Annotated in this window: 16 protein-coding genes and 1 riboswitch; of the genes, 4 read left to right on the top strand and 12 right to left on the bottom strand. The window is 63.5% G+C overall.

Annotated features, from left to right (window positions below; all coding sequences use genetic code 11):
- Positions 1–49: 49 nt before the first annotated feature.
- The gene (locus HT585_RS08665) at positions 50–718 is read right to left on the bottom strand and encodes a Vgb family protein (protein WP_176352529.1); all 669 of its coding nucleotides are present in this window, start codon (positions 716–718) and stop codon (positions 50–52) included.
- 9 nt (positions 719–727) lie between these two features.
- Positions 728–1,948, bottom strand: coding sequence for a helix-turn-helix domain-containing protein (locus tag HT585_RS08670; RefSeq protein ID WP_176352530.1), 1,221 nt, complete (start codon positions 1,946–1,948; stop codon positions 728–730).
- A 108-nt stretch (positions 1,949–2,056) separates the two neighbouring features.
- On the opposite strand from HT585_RS08670, the gene HT585_RS08675 reads away from it, so the two are divergent.
- Both HT585_RS08675 and HT585_RS08680 read left to right on the top strand, forming a co-directional pair.
- Entirely contained in the window at positions 2,057–2,332 is a 276-nt protein-coding gene (locus HT585_RS08675; protein ID WP_176352531.1) for a hypothetical protein, read from the top strand.
- Between the two features lie 50 nt (positions 2,333–2,382).
- Positions 2,383–3,081, top strand: a complete 699-nt coding sequence (locus tag HT585_RS08680; protein WP_176352532.1) for a DUF899 domain-containing protein — start codon at positions 2,383–2,385, stop codon at positions 3,079–3,081.
- 137 nt (positions 3,082–3,218) lie between these two features.
- Here HT585_RS08680 and HT585_RS08685 read toward each other — a convergent pair whose 3' ends face one another.
- From HT585_RS08685 to HT585_RS08730, 10 genes are all read right to left on the bottom strand, one after another.
- A complete protein-coding gene (locus tag HT585_RS08685; protein WP_176352533.1) occupies positions 3,219–3,980 on the bottom strand; it encodes an MBL fold metallo-hydrolase in 762 nt (253 codons plus the stop codon).
- Between the two features lie 108 nt (positions 3,981–4,088).
- A complete protein-coding gene (locus HT585_RS08690) occupies positions 4,089–4,781 on the bottom strand; it encodes a redoxin domain-containing protein (protein WP_176352534.1) in 693 nt (230 codons plus the stop codon).
- Positions 4,782–4,894: 113 nt separating this feature from the next.
- Positions 4,895–6,490, bottom strand: a complete 1,596-nt coding sequence (locus HT585_RS08695) for a caspase family protein (protein WP_246707605.1) — start codon at positions 6,488–6,490, stop codon at positions 4,895–4,897.
- Positions 6,491–6,961: 471 nt separating this feature from the next.
- Positions 6,962–7,225: a hypothetical protein gene (locus HT585_RS08700; RefSeq protein ID WP_176352535.1), complete on the bottom strand. Its 264-nt coding sequence runs from the start codon at positions 7,223–7,225 to the stop codon at positions 6,962–6,964.
- A 168-nt stretch (positions 7,226–7,393) separates the two neighbouring features.
- Entirely contained in the window at positions 7,394–10,240 is a 2,847-nt protein-coding gene (locus HT585_RS08705; protein WP_343213966.1) for a mechanosensitive ion channel domain-containing protein, read from the bottom strand.
- Positions 10,241–10,323: 83 nt separating this feature from the next.
- The gene (locus HT585_RS08710) at positions 10,324–10,884 is read right to left on the bottom strand and encodes a DUF924 family protein (RefSeq protein WP_176352537.1); all 561 of its coding nucleotides are present in this window, start codon (positions 10,882–10,884) and stop codon (positions 10,324–10,326) included.
- A 112-nt stretch (positions 10,885–10,996) separates the two neighbouring features.
- The gene (locus tag HT585_RS08715) at positions 10,997–12,007 is read right to left on the bottom strand and encodes a FecCD family ABC transporter permease (RefSeq protein WP_343213946.1); all 1,011 of its coding nucleotides are present in this window, start codon (positions 12,005–12,007) and stop codon (positions 10,997–10,999) included.
- A gap of 177 nt (positions 12,008–12,184) precedes the next feature.
- The gene (locus HT585_RS08720) at positions 12,185–13,138 is read right to left on the bottom strand and encodes an ABC transporter substrate-binding protein (protein WP_176352539.1); all 954 of its coding nucleotides are present in this window, start codon (positions 13,136–13,138) and stop codon (positions 12,185–12,187) included.
- Positions 13,135–13,941: an ABC transporter ATP-binding protein gene (locus tag HT585_RS08725; RefSeq protein ID WP_176352540.1), complete on the bottom strand. Its 807-nt coding sequence runs from the start codon at positions 13,939–13,941 to the stop codon at positions 13,135–13,137. The genes HT585_RS08720 and HT585_RS08725 overlap by 4 nt, the downstream gene beginning before the upstream one ends.
- Before the next feature lie 37 nt (positions 13,942–13,978).
- Positions 13,979–14,392 carry a DUF1636 family protein gene (locus HT585_RS08730; protein ID WP_176352541.1) on the bottom strand — a complete coding sequence of 138 codons (414 nt, stop codon included), beginning with the start codon at positions 14,390–14,392 and terminating at the stop codon, positions 13,979–13,981.
- Positions 14,393–14,500: 108 nt separating this feature from the next.
- A riboswitch (cobalamin riboswitch) is annotated at positions 14,501–14,716 on the bottom strand.
- A gap of 586 nt (positions 14,717–15,302) precedes the next feature.
- On the opposite strand from HT585_RS08730, the gene aspT reads away from it, so the two are divergent.
- The gene (gene aspT, locus HT585_RS08735) at positions 15,303–17,006 is read left to right on the top strand and encodes an aspartate-alanine antiporter (RefSeq protein WP_343213947.1); all 1,704 of its coding nucleotides are present in this window, start codon (positions 15,303–15,305) and stop codon (positions 17,004–17,006) included.
- Between the two features lie 55 nt (positions 17,007–17,061).
- On the top strand, positions 17,062–18,714 hold the full coding sequence (locus HT585_RS08740; protein WP_176352543.1) for a bifunctional aspartate transaminase/aspartate 4-decarboxylase: 1,653 nt from the start codon (positions 17,062–17,064) through the stop codon (positions 18,712–18,714).
- Positions 18,715–18,808: the final 94 nt, after the last annotated feature.

An 18,808-nucleotide genomic window follows, 5' to 3' on the forward strand; every position in this document is an offset into this window, starting at 1 on the left:
CAGAGGCATGCCTGCCAGTGGCACGCGAACGGCGTAACGTGAATCTGAGCTACTTGCCGCCGGTGCCGCGGCCGGGTTGAGCTGCCCGTTTCGGCCGACGGATGGCCCTGACCTTGCCGCTTGCGCCACCGCCGCAAAAGAAGCGGTCGCCTCCATCGGCCTCAAGCCCGGACACGCCCATGCCGGTCGGCATGTCGAGCCTCTCCAGCACCTCGCCTGTTTGCGGATCGATGCGCCTGATGTCGCTGTCGTCCCCCTCCCAGGTGCCGTGCCAAAGGTCGCCATCGACCCAGGTGACGCCGGTGACGACGCGGTTGGATTCGATCGTGCGCAGGATGGCGCCGGTCTCGGGGTCGATCTGATGGATCTTTCGGCCCCGATGCTGCCCCACCCAGAGCGTGCCTTCGGCCCAGGCAAGGCCGGAGTCGCCGCCATTGCCCGGCGCCGGGATCGTCGAAAGCACGCGGCCCGTCTTCGGGTCGATCTTCTGGATGCAATCCTCGGCGATCTGGAACAGGTGTTGCCCGTCGAAAGCGGTGCCCGCATGCGCGGCAACGTCGATGGAGCGCACCGTCTCGCCGCTTTCCGGGTCGAGGGCATTCAATCTGTCCCCGGTGGCAAACCAGACGTGGCAACCGTCGAAGGTTACGCCATGCACCTGGTCGGCGTCGGCAAAGGGCCCGTATTCGCGCAGGATTTCGGCAGCGGCTCGTTTCATCTTTCCATCCTAATCGCTGGGCAGCGGACCGGGGAGTAACAACACTGTCGGGAAACCCGGCACCGGCGGCGTCATCCAGCGGCGCGCACGGCCTTGCCCGATCGGCAGCACTTTGCCAGCCGTGCAGAGCGCGTCAAGGGCACGCTGGACCGTGCGCGCGCTCGCGCCGAGCGCAATCGCCAGCGCCGAACTCGCCCACGCCTCGCCATCTGCAAGCAAAGCAAGAACGGCACCGTGCTGCCCTTCGGCTGGCGGCGCCAGCACGCAAACCTCGCGGCTGCCGACCGGCACAAGGGCAAAGCCGCGCGCGGTCGCCCTCACCTCCGCCACATCCCTGAGTTCGGCCCGGAGCCGCCCGATTTCGACGCGCAGCCGCGCCCGGTGCGATTCATCGGCGTGCCGCGCCCGGAAGGCAGTAGCAAGAAGCGCCTCCCTGGAAGCGTCGCCGGGCCAGGCTTCGGCCAGCGTCCTTGCGAGCGTAAAGAGAACCGGGCGCGTCGCGAGCGATACCGCCTTTTCGCCGGCCCGCACGACATGACGGCATGCATCGATGACCAGTGCGCCGGAAGCGAGCAATGCCTCGACCTCGTCGAGCAGCAGCGCCCTCTCCTCATTGCGAACAATCAAGCGCGCAGCCGGCATTGTGAGCGCAAGAAGGGCGCTCTCGACTTCGGCGGTCAGTGCCGGAATGCCGGCTTCACGCGCGACCTCATGCGCCTGTGCAAGGGCGGCGCGCGCCACCTTTGTCTGCAAGCGCCTGATGGCGATACCGGCAACGATCAGAGCGTGGCCGGCACGCACGAGCGGCGGCAACAGCGCCGGGTCAAAGCCGGCAAGCGCCCGCTCCGCTTCATCGAGGCGGCCGATCAGCGCCAGACGGCGAACCTGCAGATTGCGCGCGTGAGCGGCGTTGACGCTGTCTCCATGGATATCGAGCGTCACCCGTGCCGTCTCGAGCGCCCTTTCGGGCCAGCCGAGGTCGCGCGAGACGAGCGCAATCTCGGCTTCGGCCACGACACACCGCGCCCGCGCCACCGCCTCTTTCGGCCCGAACGCGCGCGCAGCACTTTTCAGCAGAGCTTTTGCGCGCGTGAAATCGCCGAGCTGCGCCATCGCAATCCCGCGCAGCGCCAGCGCCGGCGCGTCCTCGCGAAGGGCCACGCGTTTCAGCGCGCCGAGCGGATCGCCCGCCGCCAGCGCCCGCGCTGCAGCCGTGATCAGCGAGTCCATCGTAATCCCGTCAAACTTGTAACTCCCGCCCGCTCGGCATCCGGCGCTAGCTGTTAACCGCAGACCAGCAACACCCTGCAAGACCGACCAACGAATGGATAGCCGAAAATGCCGACGCACAGAACCGGACCGATTGAAGGGTGGGCAAGAACGATCGCACTTGGTGCGGCCGACCGGCTCTGCCTCCTGGCAAGCCCGACCTTCGCGCTCATGGCACTTCTCACCGGCATTTCGGGTGCGGGCGAGCCCGAAATGCTCTGCACGACCTCGGTCTCCTCGCCGCTGACGGGAATGGCGGCGATGTACGCGCTGATGAGCGCCTTCCATTTCGGGCCGTGGCTGCGGCTCATCGCCGGACGGCAAAACTCTGCCCATCGGCCATGAGCCCGGACTGTTGCCACCGGACAAACATCTCAACCCCAAGGAGAGAACCGATGCAGAACGAAATCGTTTCACCCGAGGCGTGGCTGAAAGCGCGCCTGGACCTGCTTGCCGCCGAAAAGGAATTTGCGAGGCAACGGGAGGCGCTGACCCGTCGCCGCATGCAAATGCCGTGGGAGCGCGTGGAAAAATCCTACCGGTTCGAAGGGCCGGCTGGCACGCTGTCGCTCGCTGATCTCTTCGACGGGCGCTCGCAGCTGATCGTCTACCACTTCATGCTGGCCCCAGACTGGCAGGAAGGGTGCAAGCATTGCTCGTTCTGGGCCGATAACTTCAACGGCATCCCGGTGCATCTCAATCATCGCGACGTGACGTTCACGGCCGTTTCGCGCACGCCGCTCGAAAAGATCGAGGCCTACAGAAGGCGTATGGGCTGGAGCTTCCCGTGGGTGTCATCCCTTGGCAGCGACTTCAACTTCGACTATCAGGCATCCCGCACGCCCGAACAGCTCGCCAAGGGCGAAGCCTTCTACAACTACAAGATCCAGCCGAGCACCGTCTCCGAACAGGTGGGCATCAGCGTGTTCTTCAGGAACGACGAGAACGAGGTGTTCCACACCTATTCCTGCTACTCGCGCGGCGTCGAGATGTTGAACGGCGCCTACCATTTTCTCGACCTCGTGCCCAAGGGCCGCGACGAGGACGGCTTGAACTACCCGATGGAATGGGTGCGCCGCCACGACCAGTACTGAGACAAGGAGACCGGCCTCTCCTGCGCAATTCCTTAAATCGGATCCGGGTTAGGGATGAATTCGTGCAGCATGGTCGACGTCTGCAGCGTCCTTTGCGCGGCATATTTGACGCATGGCGCTGCAGGTGGCCGGTCTCTCTACTCCGACGGCCTGTCCAGGATAAGCACCTCGCCATCGACAGGGATCCGCAGCTTCGTCGCGGAAATGCCGCGCGCCTCGGCGGCCTCGCGCAGGTCCCGCCTGCTGATCGTTGCATGGTCGAGCGCTTCCATGTGGGTGGCAACGACCACCGCATCGCCGGATGCCTCGCAGACGGCAACGGTTTCCTGCGCATCCATGACGATCAGGTCGCCGTCCCAGCGTGCGCCGCAGGAATGGGTGACGATGATGTCGGGCGACGTCCCGGCGATCACATCTGCGACCGGCGGGTAGAGCACGGTGTCGCCGGCCCAGTAGATCGATGGCTCGCCCTCGGCTTCAAGCGTAAAGCCCATGACAGAGCCCATCAGCTCGACGACCGGCCCAAGGCCGTGGCTGCCTTCGCGCCGCGTCAGCGTCAGCCCCTGCCAGGTGGCCCGATCGGCAAGTGGTGTGACATCGGTGAACCCCGCCGCCCGGATCTCCCCTTCGTCGCCAGGCTGGCAGAAGATCGGCAGGTCCTTCGCCAAGTGCTCCTTGGCGACATCGTCGAAATGGTCCGAATGCAGGTGCGAAACGATCACCAGCTCGACGCCGTCGAGTATCTCGTCGATCGACACAGGCAGCTCGACCACAGGATTTTCGGACAGGTTGGCGAAGGAAGGCAGGCTGTGTTTCGGCGCGAAATAGGGATCGATCAGCACGGTGCGACCGGCATAGTCGAGCTTCAGCGTTGCGTTGCGGATCAGTTGCAGTTTCATCGGGGCATCCTCTGGCGGCGACCGGCTTTTTGACATCCGGGCGATCGTTGCCATTGCCACGGTAAAATCAAGCCCCGGAATGCCGATCGGTCTCCATCGTCGTAGCCCCTACTTGGCGGCAGAAGCCGCAACCTCCCTTGCGGCAGCGATGATCCGCTCGGCTGTCGGAAAGGTCCCGAGGCCCTCCGGCCCGTCGCGCGCCTCCATCTCGGCCCAGGCGATGCAGCCCGATCGATCGACAAGGAAATGGCCGACGAGTTGGGTGCCGTACTTCTCGGAGATGGATCGGTCGATGTCATGCAGTTCGAAGCCATCTATGGCATTGAGCAGGTCATTGGCCTTCATCGGCTGCGCCGGCTCCGCCAACTCGCCGCCCGGATTGATGCGGGCCGCGGCAAACTGCTCGACACTGGTGTGTAAGGGCCATTGCGGCTTTTGAGTGCTATCGGCCGGAGCAAAGCCGGCGAGCGGCACGCCAAAGTCGTGGTGCGTGCGGCACTCGGGATCGCACAGCACCGTGACCGGCGTCGGTTGAAACCGGAGATAGAGACGAGCCCGCTCGACCGGCGTGTTGATCACGGCAAGCGTTTCGACGCCCGCTTCGCTCAACGCCGGCTGGAGTGCCGAGAACTGCCGCAGCTGACGCCGGCAGAACGGGCAATGCAGCCCGCGAAAGAGCCCGATAAGGAACGGCCGGCCGCGCAGGTCTGCAAGCGAAACCGCCCCCTCGGCGTTGGCGGCGTCCAGCGAGAAGGCAGGCGCCGCCTCGCCAGGGCGCAATGCTGGAAAGTCGTCTTCCATGGATAGCCCTCCTCCCTCCGGATCTGTTCTTGTGTCGGCCCGCGAACCAGGAGATGGAGCGTTTCCACCAGTCCACTCGCGCCTCTGGCGACATGACAGCTTCCACGATACGGTCACCGCCAGCCGCAGTCCCACGGCGAGCCCCTCGCCGCCCGGTGGCAGGCAAAGGCGCGGCCGCAGGAATGCGTGGCGGTGATCGTCGTCCTTCCCCGGCCCGAGCCGCGGGAAAACATTTGCCGAAAAGCCACATCCGCATTGGCAGGGCAGCCGGAAAAACTTTTCTTCTGCAACTCCGCCGGCGGCGTGATCGTCCGCGTGCTGGTGCTCTTCGCCGGTGCCTTGGCGGTGCCCTGGGTTTCGCCCGGTTGAGGCAGCCTCGCCTCGTGCCGGATCGCGACGCAGCGGCCGTCCTTTGCCTCCTGGTTTCGCGAACAGACAAGCGGGCAGATCCGCGCCTTCTGCGTCCGCAAGCGCTCCAGCACGCCATCGGAGGGTTCGAGTGCCGCAAGCTCGATCTTGGTGAGCCTCACAAACTGCTCCAGTGCCCGCCGGCTGCCCAGCCCCCAGAGCCCATCCTCGCTGCCGGCGCGGCAGCCGACCCGGTTGAGCTCCTTCTGGATCGAGCGCACCAGCTCGCGGTTCGGCTCGACGGTTTCCAGCGCCTGGTTTTCGCTTGCCTGCGGCTGCGTCAGCGCCGCCACCTGCTCGGTTGCGGCAGGAAGGCCGTCGGTCGCCGGCGTTTGCGGTCTTGCCGCCTCATCGGCTGCCGCGCGCTCGATGATCCTGATCTTTGCCTTCGCCAGCGAAACGAAGGCGCCGGCGGGATATTGCTGCAGATAGGCGTCGAACAGATCGCGATCGCTCGAGCCCTTGATCGTATCCCAATAGGCAAGCTCGGCGGCATTGCTCTCCCTGGTGATGCCGGTCGACACAGCGGCCCCCTGTGCCGTCGACGGGTTCAACACCACCTCGCCCGTCAGCGAGGAATTGTCCCAGGGCACCTGCTTGCCATCCGTCGCCTCCAGCACATCGCGGCGCACGTCGATCAGTTCGCGGGTGATGTCGCGACCGGGCTTGCCGAGGTGACGAAGGAGCGCGGCCGTAAACGGCGAGTTGCGCCCGGCGCCGTCGAGGGCGACGTTGCCGGGCTGGGTGGCAAAGGCGATCAGCGAGCCGATCCCGGTGCCGACCTTTGCCAGCCCCCGGCCGATCGAGCTGGAGCGCGTGCCCATCGAACGGGCGAGATTGACGGCCAGCGGATTGTCGCGGCAGGCATCGAGGAACACCAGGTTGACGCGGGTCTCGCGTTCCATCGCCGAAAGGATCAGGTTCATCGGTACCGCCTCAAATTCGAGGTCGATATAGGAGAGAAGCTTGGCATCGACCGGGGCGATGTAGTTCTCGCCGTTCACCTGCAAGCCATGGCCGGCATAGTAGAACAGCGCGAGATCGGCGCCATCGAGCTTGCCGACGAAATCGCGAATGGTCTTGCGCACACCGGCAAGGTCGAGGTCGCGGCCGACAACGACCTCGAAGCCGAGATCCTTCAGCTTTCCCGCCATGTCGCCGGCATCATTGTCGGGGTTCGGCAACTGCGGCACATGCTGGTAGGCCGAATTGCCGATGACCAGCGCCACGCGCTTTTCGGCAAGCGCCTGCGAACACGTCAGCACCAGGAAGATCGTCATGACCATGCGAAGGCATTGCATGTCATCCCCTCCGGACATGCCGGTGCATGTCCCTCCAGCGCCGCGCATCACAGGACGCGCTAAGGACGCCGTACCACCTCAAGCTTGCTGCATACATTTCCCCTCAATTCGATTCCGCCTTGAGGAGTTATGCCGTCGAAAGTCGTTTGGGCCCCGCCGCATGCCTGCCTGGTTTCAGCAGGGTGCGGCCCGTGGGCGGCGCTGTCAATGCGGTCTGCCCGCACCTGCGACACCCGTTCCGCACGAAACCGCGTTACGGGGCTGTCCCCGAATTAACGGGCCACGGCTGCATTTCATTCAATTGCCAAATGGGATTAGCGCGCCCTAACCTTTTCTGCTTACAGCGCGTCGAAGGGCTGCATGCGGCCGGCGGGTCGCCCCATCGGCACGTCTGGCAACGATGGTCCCAAACGGAAAAACGGCGCCGGGAGATGCCGACGCCGCTTCGAATTCCGTTTTGAAGAGCTGCGCTTACTTGACGATCGCCGAGCCGTTGACGATCTCGACATTCTCGTCGCCCTGCAAGCCGATGCGGTCGCCGCTCGGCGTGGTGACGAAGCAGCCGCTGGGGCAGATCATCTCGGTAGCACCTGAACTGATCGCCACTTCCATGCGGCTTTCGCCCTCGACGACAACCAGAACAGCAGTCTCGCCATCCTTGTTCGTGACAGTCGCGGCCGATACCGCCCCTGCCGCAAGCACACCGGAAAGCAAAGCAATCACAAATGTCTTCATCGCCCATCGACGCCCGCGGCGCCGCCCTTTTGCACAGCCGGCCGCCCCGTCGGATAAGCGACGGTGGCTCCGGCCACCTCTTCAGCCCGTGACAGCCTAGACCGTCAAAAGAAGAATTGCATGCTTTTTATCGCGGTCAGGCTGAATAGCGGCTGAACGCTCCGTTTATCAGCGGTTGGGGTTTGAGCGCCGGCTGGAAGCGCGGCGCTTGCCGCCTTCCTCTTCATTTTCCTCGTCGAGCGGGGCTGCAGAAGCCGCTTCCTTCTTCGCGGCGGCGGCACGCGCATCGGCCGACGTCGCGCCCTTGGGCTCGCCCACCGTCTCCGGCTCGTGGCTCTCGATACCGGTCTGGTCCTCGACCGGAACATCCTCGATCTTCAGCGGGAACGGCGCACCGATGCCTTCGTCACGGAAACGCTCGTAGATGGCGACACGCAGGTCGTTGCGCACGCCGCCACCCGTCAGGACATCGGCCACGTAAATCCTGAGCTCGAAGGTCATCCGGTCCTCGCCAAAGGCGGTGAAGCCGACGGTCGGCGACGGGTTCTTCAGCACCATCGGGTGGGCGCCGGCGATCTCGGCGAGCAGATCCATGATCCGGCGCGGTTCGCTGGCATAGGTGACGGTGACGGCGATCTCCGAGCGACCGAGCTTGTTGCGGTGCGTCCAGTTGCCGACCGACGCGTTGATCAGCAGCGAGTTCGGCATCATGATCGACTGGTGCTGGAAGGTCTCGATCTCGGTGGCGCGCACCGAGATGCGCTTGACGAAGCCTTCGGTCGTGCCGCTGACGATCCAGTCGCCGACCTTGAAGGGACGCTCGACCAGAAGGATCAGCCCCGAGACGAAGTTCGAAACGATGTTCTGCAGGCCGAAACCGACGCCGAGCGAGAGGGCACCGGCGACAAGCGCAAGGTTGGAAAGATCGATGCCCGCCGCCGAAAGGCCGATCAGGCACGCAAGCCCGACGCCGACATAGCCGATGCCGGTGCGGATCGAGTTTCTGACGCCCGCATCCACCCGGCTGCGCGCCATGATGTTGCCGTCGATCCAGCGCTGTACCCAGCGGGTGACAATGTAACCGAGAATGAAGAACAGGATGCCCGCCATGATGCCCATGAGCGAGATGGTGATGGTGCCTATCTTGATCTCGGTGACGGCGCGATAGGTCCAGGACTCGATGTCGGCGACCTGGAAGCCCCATTGCAGAAGGATCAGCGGAATGAAGAACAGCGCCACCAGCGCGTAGATGCTGAGGCCCGCCACCAGTCCGACCTGGTCGAGACCGACCTGCTCCAGCTTGTAGCGGCGCTCGAGGTAACGTCCGGCTGCGGTTTCGGCGAAGGCGCCCTGGCGCGAAACCGCCTTGCCGGTGAGGAAGCCGATATACATCATCACCAGAATGGCGCCGGTGATGATGATCTGCGTGGCGATGAAACGGGAAAGACCGACATAGCCGGCTGCGGCTGCGATGATCAGCGACGCGCCGGTCAGGATCAGCCCGATAGACACAATGCGCGGCCAGGGGCGGCCCGGCGCATCGAAGGGCTCATCCTTCTTGAGGGTCGGCTTGATCCAGGCAGAAGCAATGATGATCAGGCCGATGACGACCGAAGCGATGAAGCTCTTCACCACCGTCAGCACCACCGGCGAGCCGAGCGACTCGCTGATGCCGCCGAATAGGAAGTCCAGCCCGTTGACCAGAGCCATGGCGAAGATGGTGATCAAGAGGACGTTGGCGCCACGATCGGACACACGCACCAGCCGCCAGCGGGAATCCGACGGCGACAGCACCGCGTTGGCGAGCGTCGTGACGAAGAACCCGACAACGGTTACGGCGAGCGCGATTGCGATGATCGGTGTGATATCGGACCGCAGCACGTTGAAACTGTGCATGAAGAAGAAGCTCGACAGCGCAAAGGCGCCCATCGAAATGGTCGGTATGAAGGTCGACCAGAAGGCAACCGACAGGCGCCGGAAATAGCTCGGCTCTTCATCGGACTTGTCGTGATGGATATAGGGCGAAAACAGCCGGTTGCTACCGACGAGGAAGACGAGTGCGGCACAGATCGACAGGAAAAGCGCCGTCAGCAAGGGAACCCGCTTGTAGTTCCAGACGAAGGTCAGCCAACTCATCGTGCTGCGCGACAGCACCTTGGTTTCGTTGATGGTCGCCGTCAACGCTTCATCGAACATCTCGAAAGACACATCGGTGTTCTTCAACAGCGTGTTGGAAAACAGCGCGCGCCGGGTGGCGGTGATACCGTTCGACAGTTTCGTCGCCTGGACGGAAAGGCTTTCGGCCTCCCCCGTCAGTGCATTGATCTCGCCGCGCTCGGCCAGCAGCCGCTTGCGCTCCGCGGTAACGATGTCGGCCTCGGGCGGCTGCCCCTCGCCCGGCGGATCACCGAGTTCGGTCAGCCGGGCCTTGATCTCGTCCAGCCGCGGGCGCGTGGCAATCGAGGTCGAGATGATCTGCTTGGCGACGGCATCGACCTGAACCTTGAGTTCGGCAAGCGCGATGTCGTCGTCGCTGGCCTTGCCGACGAGTTCCTTCAGCCGCTTGAGCTCCTTGCCGGCCGTCGCCAACTGCTCGGCCGTCTGGCTCTGCCCGGCATCGGCCGCAATGGTCGCGTCATTCGCCTGGGCGGCGTCCTGCGTGGGGGACGCAGCGTTCTGGGCCGGCTGCGCCGTACCACCCGCGGGTTGCTGCCCATTCGGGGCAGGCTGCGCTTTGCCGTCGGCGGCGGGCTGCGTGCTCTGGGCGGGCTGGGCGCCGCCTTGGGCAGGCTGAGTGCCCTGGGCAGGTTGATTGTTGGTCTGGGCCGGGGCTTGCGCGGGCGTCTGGGCTGGTTGCGTCGTCGTCTGTGCCGGCTTTGCAGTTTGCGCCACGACGGCGCCGGCACCGGCCAGCGACAGCAGGCAGACGGAAACAGCGAGCAACTTTCCCACGAAACGCAATTTCAAAACCCTCAAAAGCCCAACCTCATCCCGATACGGAATCGCCCCGGGCAGTCGTCACCATGCGGTTTGAATACGAAAGACGGCGGAAAGATGCAAAGACACGGTAAAACATGCCTTCACACCCCGTAAAACCGTCAGAAACCCGAGCCCGGCTGCGCCAGATAGGCGAGTTCCGCTGCCGTCGACGTTCGCCCGACGAAGGCGTTTCGGTGCGGAAAGCGGCCATAAGTCTCGATCACCTCGCGGTGCCGGATCGCATAGTCGATATACATGGGATCGCCAAGTTCGGTGAAAAGCTTCACCGCCATGGTCTGGTCCGTCAGGTTCTCGGAGTGCTCGAAGGGCATATAGAAGAATGCCCGCCATTCCGGCTTCACCGACATGTCGGCGCCAGCGCCGACGGCGAGCTTGGCTTCCCGGAGCGCCAGTCCGTCAGTCGCAAAGGCAAGCGGCGTCCCACGATACATGTTGCGCGGCAGCTGATCGAGAAGCACGATCGCCGCCAGCCGGTTTTCCGGCGTCGCCCGCCAGACGTCGCCGATCTCGCGAGCAAGGGCGAGATGCGAAGACTGAAACCGATGGTAACAACGCTCGTCCAGCTCGCGGGAAGGCTTGAACCAATGGTCGAGCGACAGTTCCTCGAACCAGAATTTCAGCACTTCGTCAGGGGTGCAGGCCTCGGCTTGATACGTCATTCGCTCCTCGTCGTGCGCAATGGGTCGATTGCCCCGGGGACAAAAATCTTTTGCCCCTGGGATCGAGATCGCAGAATTAGGCCGCAATCGCTTCGTGTCCATGCCGCGAGCTTTATACCAACTTGCGCTGTTTCAGAATGGCAATAAAGGCAATACCGCCGACAAGCCCGGTAATGACGCCGATCGGCATGTCCTCTGGCGCCATGACGACGCGGGAAAAGAGGTCCGCCCATATCAATACCAGCGCACCGACAAAGGCGGAAAGCGGGATGACCCGGACATTGTCGCTGCCGGCAAACAGCCGCACGAAATGCGGCACCATCAGCCCGACGAAGCCGATCGCACCGGAGAAGGCGACCATGACGCCGGTCAGAAGCGCCGTGACGACAAAAAGGACAAGGCGGAACCGGCGAACGGGAATTCCGAGCGTCGTTGCCGTCTCGTCACCCATGGCAAGCGCGTTGATCTCGCGCGCCCGAAGCGTGAGGTAGCCAAGGCAGGCCGTCAGCACCACGGCGGGGTAGACGAGATGCGGCCATTGCGCCAACCCAAGGCCGCCGAGCATCCAGAAAATCACCGTGTGCACCGCCCGGGGGTCGCCGAGGAAAATCATCAGGTTGCCGATCGACGTCAAAGTGAAGGCAACGGCAACACCCGACAGCACCAGCCTGTCGGCGTTGGTGCCGAGCACCCGCGTCACGAGCGCCACAAGTGCTGTCGCGAGCAGAGCGCCGGCAAAGGCAAACAGCGGCACCGTGGCAAGGCCGAGGATGAGGCCGGTGTGCAGCAGCGCGACGATGGCGCCGAGCGCGCCGCCGGAGGACACACCGAGCAGGTGCGGATCGGCGAGCGGATTGCGGGTGACGGGCTGAAGCACGGCGCCGGTCAGCGCCAGCCCCGCCCCCACCAGCCCGGCGAGCACGACGCGCGGCAGGCGCACGTCCCAGACGATGCTCTCGCGGCCGGCCGACCAGGCGACCTCGACGCTGCCGGGCGAAAGCTTCGCGGCAATGATCGACCACACGGTCGAAACCGGGATCGGTGCAGAGCCCAAGGAGACGGCAGCGGTGATCGTCAGGCACAAAAGCAGCAGCGCCACGAGAAAGGCGGTCGTGATCTTCACAGTCCGTCCCAGGTTCAAGATTGCAGAGGAAAGGACGAAAGCGGGCCGCAAGGCACGCCTTCGCCAGAGAGCGGCGCATCGGGCATAACGCTCCGGAAACACCATGACACGCTAAACTTGCTGCATGATTTGCCCCTTATCGAAGGCTGTTTCAGCAATCATGCAGCCGCCGGCGCATTACATCGCCTGCCCGTGAAAGGCCTTGGCAAGACGCGCGATGGCATCGATGTTGCGCGGCCCCGGCGTCGCCTCGACATAGTCGAGCACCACGAAGCGGTCGTTCTTGACGGCATCGATGTTCTTGAAGGCCGGATTGCTTTTCATGAAGGCGATCTTCTGCTCTGCGGTCACCTCGCCATAGTTGACGATCACCACCACTTCGGGGTTCTTGTCGATCACCGGCTCCCAGGAAATCTCCGTCCAGCTCTTCTCGACATCGTCCATGACGTTGACGCCGCCGGCCGCCTCGATCATCGCCGTCGGGATGCCGAACCGGCCTGATGTGAACGGCTTCTCCTCACCGGAATCATAGACGAAGACGCGAGTCGGGCGCTCGATCGCACCGTTGCTCGCGACGATCTTGTCGAGGTCGCGGCGATAGCCGTCGACGAGTGCCTTGGCCTGGTCCTCGACGCCGAAGATCAGGCCGAGATTGAGCAGATCGACGAACATGTCGTCCATCGTCGGCTTGCCCTTGGCCATGATGTGGATGCAGGATTCCGTCAGCTCGTAGACGTTGACCTTGAAGGGCCCCAGCGTTTCCGGCGTCACCTCGCCGCCCACCTTCATGCCGTAGTTCCAGCCGGCAAAGTAGAAATCGGCGTCGGCATTGAGCAGCACTTCCTTGGTCGGATACTTTTCCGAAAGCTCCGGCAGCGCCTGGACGCCTTCGCGCAGCTTCTCATCCAGCGTCTTCCATCCGGAAACGCCGGTATAACCGACCATGCGGTCCTGCAGCTTTAGGGCCAGCATCATCTCGGTGAGGTTGACGTCGTTGGAGACGGCCCGCTTTGGCGCCGCATCGAAGGTCACGTCGCGGTTGCAGCTCTTGACCGTCACGGGATAGGCAAGCGCCGGCGTTGCCGCCAGGACCATGAGGGCAAAGGCAGAATGAGCAATGAAGGTCTTCATGAAATCAGTTCCTGTCGAGTAAGTGAGAAGGAAAAGCGAGCGCTGTTCGAAACGCCGTTGCTGTGGGCGGTGGCGGTAACGCCGAAAGCGGCGGAAAGCGCCTGCGGGTTGAGCACGTCTTCCGGCGCGCCGAAGGCCGCCATGCGGCCCTCCGTCAGGATCGCCACGTCGGTGGCAAATTCTGCAGCCAGGTTGATGTCGTGCAGCGTGGTGACGATCGTCAGCTGCAGTGTCTGCAACAGATCGAGGATTTCGAGCTGGTGGCGGATATCGAGATGGTTGGTCGGCTCATCGAGGATGATGATGCGCGGCTGCTGGGCGAGCGCCCGGGCGATGAGCACCCGCTGCTTCTCGCCACCCGAAAGTGTCGAGAATTGCCGTCCGGCCAGGTGAGCAAGGTCGAGATGCTCCAGTGCATGCGCCACCGTCTCGCGATCCCTGGCCGTCCAGCCACTCATGCCTTCCCGCCTCGGTATGCGGCCCATCATCACTACGTCGCGCACGCTGAAGGGGAAATCGCTCGGCATTTCCTGCAAGACGACGGCAATGATCCTGGCCACCTCGCGCGCCGTCATCGACCAGATGTCGACACCATCGACCTCGACCGAGCCCGCCGTCGGCTGTGCGGAACGATAGAGGCAGCGCAGCAGCGAGGTCTTGCCGGCGCCATTCGGGCCGAGAATGGCAAGCCGGCTGCCGGGCGCAATGGCAAAGTCCACCTCGCGAACCAGCCGCAGGTCCGGGCGTGGGCCCCAATCCAGGGCGCGGACACGAAGGCCGGCCCCTGTCGCGGTGCAGCTCATCGGCTCGTCCCTTCCCGCGCAATTCTTGGCTGCGCGCTCATTGGAAATGCCCGCCGATGTCTTCGGAGACGAGCAGCGCTGCCGGAATGCGCGCCAGCGTCTTGGCGCTCAGCCCGCGCGGCCGCTCGGCCGCCCGCGTCATGCCGTCGCCCCGCCCGGCATAGGTGGTGGCGAAGGTGACGAGATCGTCGATATCCTCATCGGGCAAGATATCGCCGAAGAGATAGGTCGCCTTGCCCGTGGCCTGGAAGGCGATGGTGCAAGGCCGGGTGCAGGCGGCCATGCAGACCGTGCCGGCAATGGAGAAATCCCGGTCGAGCGGCGCGCCGAGGGCGGCAATGCTGCGGTTCAGCCGCTGGATCAGATCCGCGCCCGGACGGCAGGGACCGCCAGTAAAACGGCAATCGGTGCAGACCGTTATCTTATGCTGTCGGGATGCCGGTTCGGCCATATCTCTTCTCCGCCGGATTGGTCCGGAGAGAATGTGGCAAAGCGGTATGATGACGGCTGGCCGTCGCGCAAAAACCAGTTCTTTTCCATCGGAACACCCCGTCCGTTGTGGTTGATCGGTTCGATGGCAGGTCTCCTGGCTCGCGGGTCGCTGCGCATCCACGTCTTCCCGGCTTGATGCCAGTGACAGGGTGTGAATGCGCTTTCCGCTCACAGTTGCGGGGGCAGCCACGGTTTCGGCCCCATTTGGGTCGTCCGCTCCGTGTTCCCTTTTCAGCCGCTTGCGCATTGTCGCGCTCGCAGCACCATCAAGCCCTTCGTCGCACACTTCGACGGAGGTGACAACCGGCGGGACGGATCGGCTTGGGCCTATCAACATGCGACAAACTTTCATGTCGACTTGTTATGTAATATCATTACGAAATACAAGCCGAAAAATCCTTGGCGTCAGCCGGTAAAGCAATAGTTGGCAACGGCACGGTTTGGTGGGGGCGATTGCACTCGGCTTCGTCGGCTTCGTTGCCGGCTCCTTCCTCGCGAGTTCACCGAAATTGCTCTTCGAACTGCTGACCTGAACGTTCGCCGACGGCGTCGGCAACTCATCCTCTGCCATGCCGCGTCGCACGAGCCATCGAGCCCCCCTTGACGCAGTGTTCGCCGGAGCAACGGCCGGCCGGTAACCTCGTCCGTTACTGTTACGTACTTGAAGACTGGCACAATCGGTGATGTGCTTTCAAGGAAGTGATCGCGCCACCCACCGGCGTGAAACGAATTGCGCCGGGTTCGCCCGCGTTCCGGGCGGCTGCGCCCCGAACTTCTTCATGTCCGTAGTCTTATGCGACTTAGCATTCAGCCTGTCCGCGAAATCCCGAATGTGAGTAACGGCAACCAGCTTTCTGAAGGGGATGACAGTGAACCCGATAGATTTCTTCGTTGACACGCTGCGAACCTATCCTCCCATCGCCGTGTTTCTGGCCCTCGGCATCGGCTTTGTGATCGGTCCGATCAAGATCGCCGGGTTCAATCTGGGAAACGTCACGGCCACGCTGCTGGCGGGTGTCGTCATCGGCCAGTTGGGGATCCAGGTTTCAGGCGACCTGAAGTCGACCCTGTTCCTGATTTTCCTGTTTGCCGTCGGTTATGGTGTCGGCCCGCAGTTCGTGCGCGGACTGAGCACGGATGGCCCCAAGCAAATCCTCTTTGCCCTTTCGGTTCTGGTCCTGTGCCTGATCGTGCCCTATCTCTGCGCGCTCGTCGCCGGCCTTCCGCTTGGCTATGGCGCCGGCATGTATGCCGGTTCGCAGACGATTTCGGCGGCCATCGGGGTTGCCAGCGACCAGATCAACGCGATGGGCATGACCCCGGAACAGGCCAAGACCTACACAGACCAGATTCCGATCGCCTATGCCGTGACCTATATCTGGGGCACCATCGGCTCGGCGATCATCCTGGCGCAGCTCGGGCCAAGGCTTCTCGGCATCGATCTGCCGGCCGCCTGCAAGGAATATGAGGCAAAGCTCGGCGGCGGCACCGTCAGCACCGAACCCGGAATCACCCGCGCCTACCACGATTTCGGCCTCAGGGCCTATCGCATCGACGAGGCGAGCGGCCTCACCGGCACGCCGGTCAGAAACCTGCTGCCCGGCATCCGCGTCTTCGTCGAACGGCTGCGGCGCGGCGACCAGATCATCGAAGCGGACGGCAACACCGTGCTGCAGCCGGGTGACATCGTCGCCTTCTCGGGCAGGCGCGCCCTGCTCGTCGAACACCTGGATTCCAAGCTTGTCGAGGTCGAGGATAAGGAACTGCTGAACGCCGAAGCCGAGGTCCTCGACGTCTACGTCACCAACAAGGCGCTTGCCGGCAGGACACTTGCCGACGTCAGCACCGAAGATTGGGCGCGCGGCGTCTATGCGCGCAAGATCGTGCGCTCGCTGGTCGAGATCCCGGTCCTGCCCGGCACGACCGTCGAACGCGGCGATATCGTCACCATCGGCGGCGCAAGGAGACACGTCGAAGCGGCGATCAAGGCACTCGGCTTTGCCGATCGCCCGGTCGAAACCACCGACATTGCCTTCCTCGGCTGGGGGCTTTTCTTCGGGGCCATGGTCGGTGCCCTGACGCTGACGATCGGCGGCATACCGATCGGCCTATCCACCTCCGGCGGCGCGCTTCTTGCCGGTCTCGTTCTCGGCTGGCTTCGCTCCACCTACCCTGCCTTCGGCACGATCCCGGCGCCGGCCCTCTGGCTGATGAATACACTTGGCCTCAACATCTTCATCGCCGTCGTCGGCATCGGCGCGGGCCCCGGCTTTGTCGCTGGCCTTCAGGAGGTCGGCATCTCACTGCTGATATGGGGCATCGTCGCGACGTCCGTGCCGATGATCGCTTCGGTCCTGATCGGACACTACGTCTTCCGCTTCCACCCGGCGATCCTGTTTGGCGCCTGCGCCGGCGTACGCACGACGACCGCGGCGCTGGGCATGATCCAGGAAGCCGCCAAGAGCAAGGTACCGGCGCTCGGCTACGGCATGCCCTATGCCATCGGCAATACGCTTCTGACCATCTTCGGTCTCGTCATCGTCATCATGCTGGCGCCGTCAGGCGGGCCATGAATTTGAAAGCCTAGTTCCGCGACACAGAGAATTTCGCTTATTGGGAGTGTGGTTCATGTTGGACAGAAAATTCTACGACAGCATCTCCGATCTCAGCCCGTTCGAGATCAAGGACGAACTGATCAAGCTTGCCAGGACGAATGCCGAAAAATCCGCCAAGGCATTCCTCAATGCCGGGCGCGGCAATCCCAACTGGACGGCCACCCGGGCGCGCGAAGCGTTCTTCCTGCTTGGCCAGTTCGCCGTCACCGAGGCCAAGCGCACCTCCTTTGATCCGAAAGCGGGCGTGGCGGGCATGCCGGCACGCGACGGGGCCCATCAACGGTTCCAGAAGTGGATCAAGAAGCAGCTCCAGGCGGCCAGCGATTGGGACGAGGAGGATGAGGGCGAACTGCCGGCAAAGACACTTTCCGACGCCGTCGAATACGCGATCCGCACCTTCAACTTCGAGCCGGACGCCTTCGTGCACGAGCTCACCGATTCCATGATCGGCGACAACTATCCGGTGCCCGACCGGGCGCTCCATCACAACGAGATCATCACCCATGAATATCTGATGTGGGCGATGTGCGCCGGCCACCGGCCGAAGGCGAAGTTCGACCTCTACCCGGTCGAAGGCGGCACCGCCGCCATGTGCTACATCTTCAAGGCACTGAAGAACGCCCGCCTGCTCAACGCCGGCGACACGATCGCACTCGGCACGCCGATCTTCACGCCCTATCTCGAAATGCCACAACTGGAGGACTACGCACTCAAGACGATCAACGTCAGCGCCGAACAGGAAGACCGCTTCCAGTTCACCGACGAGGATATCAAGGCGCTGGAAAACCCCGAGGTGAAGGCGTTGTTCCTGGTGAACCCCGGCAATCCGTCCGCCGTGGCGCTCGACCCGGACTCGATCAAGCGCATCGTCGACCTCGTCAACAACAAGCGCCCCGACCTGATCGTTCTGACGGATGACGTCTACGGCACCTTCGTTCCAGGCTTCCAGTCCCTGCTTGGACATCTGCCGCGCAATACCATCGGTGTCTATTCCTATTCGAAGTATTTCGGCTGCACCGGCTGGCGCCTCGGCGTGATCGCGGTCGCCCAGGACAACATCTTCGATGAAAAGATCAAGGCGCATCCCGAACCGGTCCAGCAGCTCCTTGAAAAGCGCTACAAGGCGCTAACGCCGACGCCGCGCGAGATCAAGTTCATCGACCGCATCGTCGCCGACAGCCGCGATGTGGCGCTCAACCACACCGCCGGCCTCTCGCTGCCGCAGCAGATGATGATGTCGCTCTTCGGCCTCGTCGAGCTGATGGATGTGGAGAAGGCCTACCAGAAGGCTTGCATCGCCATCTGCACGAAACGGTTCTGGAACCTGATCGAAGGCATGGGCGTCGAGTCCAATCCCGGCATCTATTTCGACCACTATTACGGCATCATCGACTTCGAGTTCTGGCTGCGCAAGTATGTCGGAGAAGATGTCGTCGCTTGGGTGAAGGAGAATATCCACCCGCTCGACATTCCCTTCAGGCTCGCCGAAGACTACGGCATCGTTCTCCTGAACGGTTCTGGCTTCGACGCACCGAACTGGTCGGCGCGCGTCTCCTTCGCCAATCTCAACGACGATGCCTATACCCAGATCGGCAGTGCCGTCCGCTCCGTGGCGCGCGGCTACGTGCAGGCCTACCGCGCCGCAAAGGGTATTCCGATCAGCTGATCGGTCAAAGCCGCGTGCGCCGGCGCGGCGGGCGGGGGGGGGTCGGGCCCCCCCCGCGTTTGTATTGTGCCGTAGTGGGTGGGGGGGATGGCGC

The organism is Ensifer oleiphilus, from assembly GCF_013371465.1.
Lineage (GTDB): Bacteria > Pseudomonadota > Alphaproteobacteria > Rhizobiales > Rhizobiaceae > Ensifer > Ensifer oleiphilus.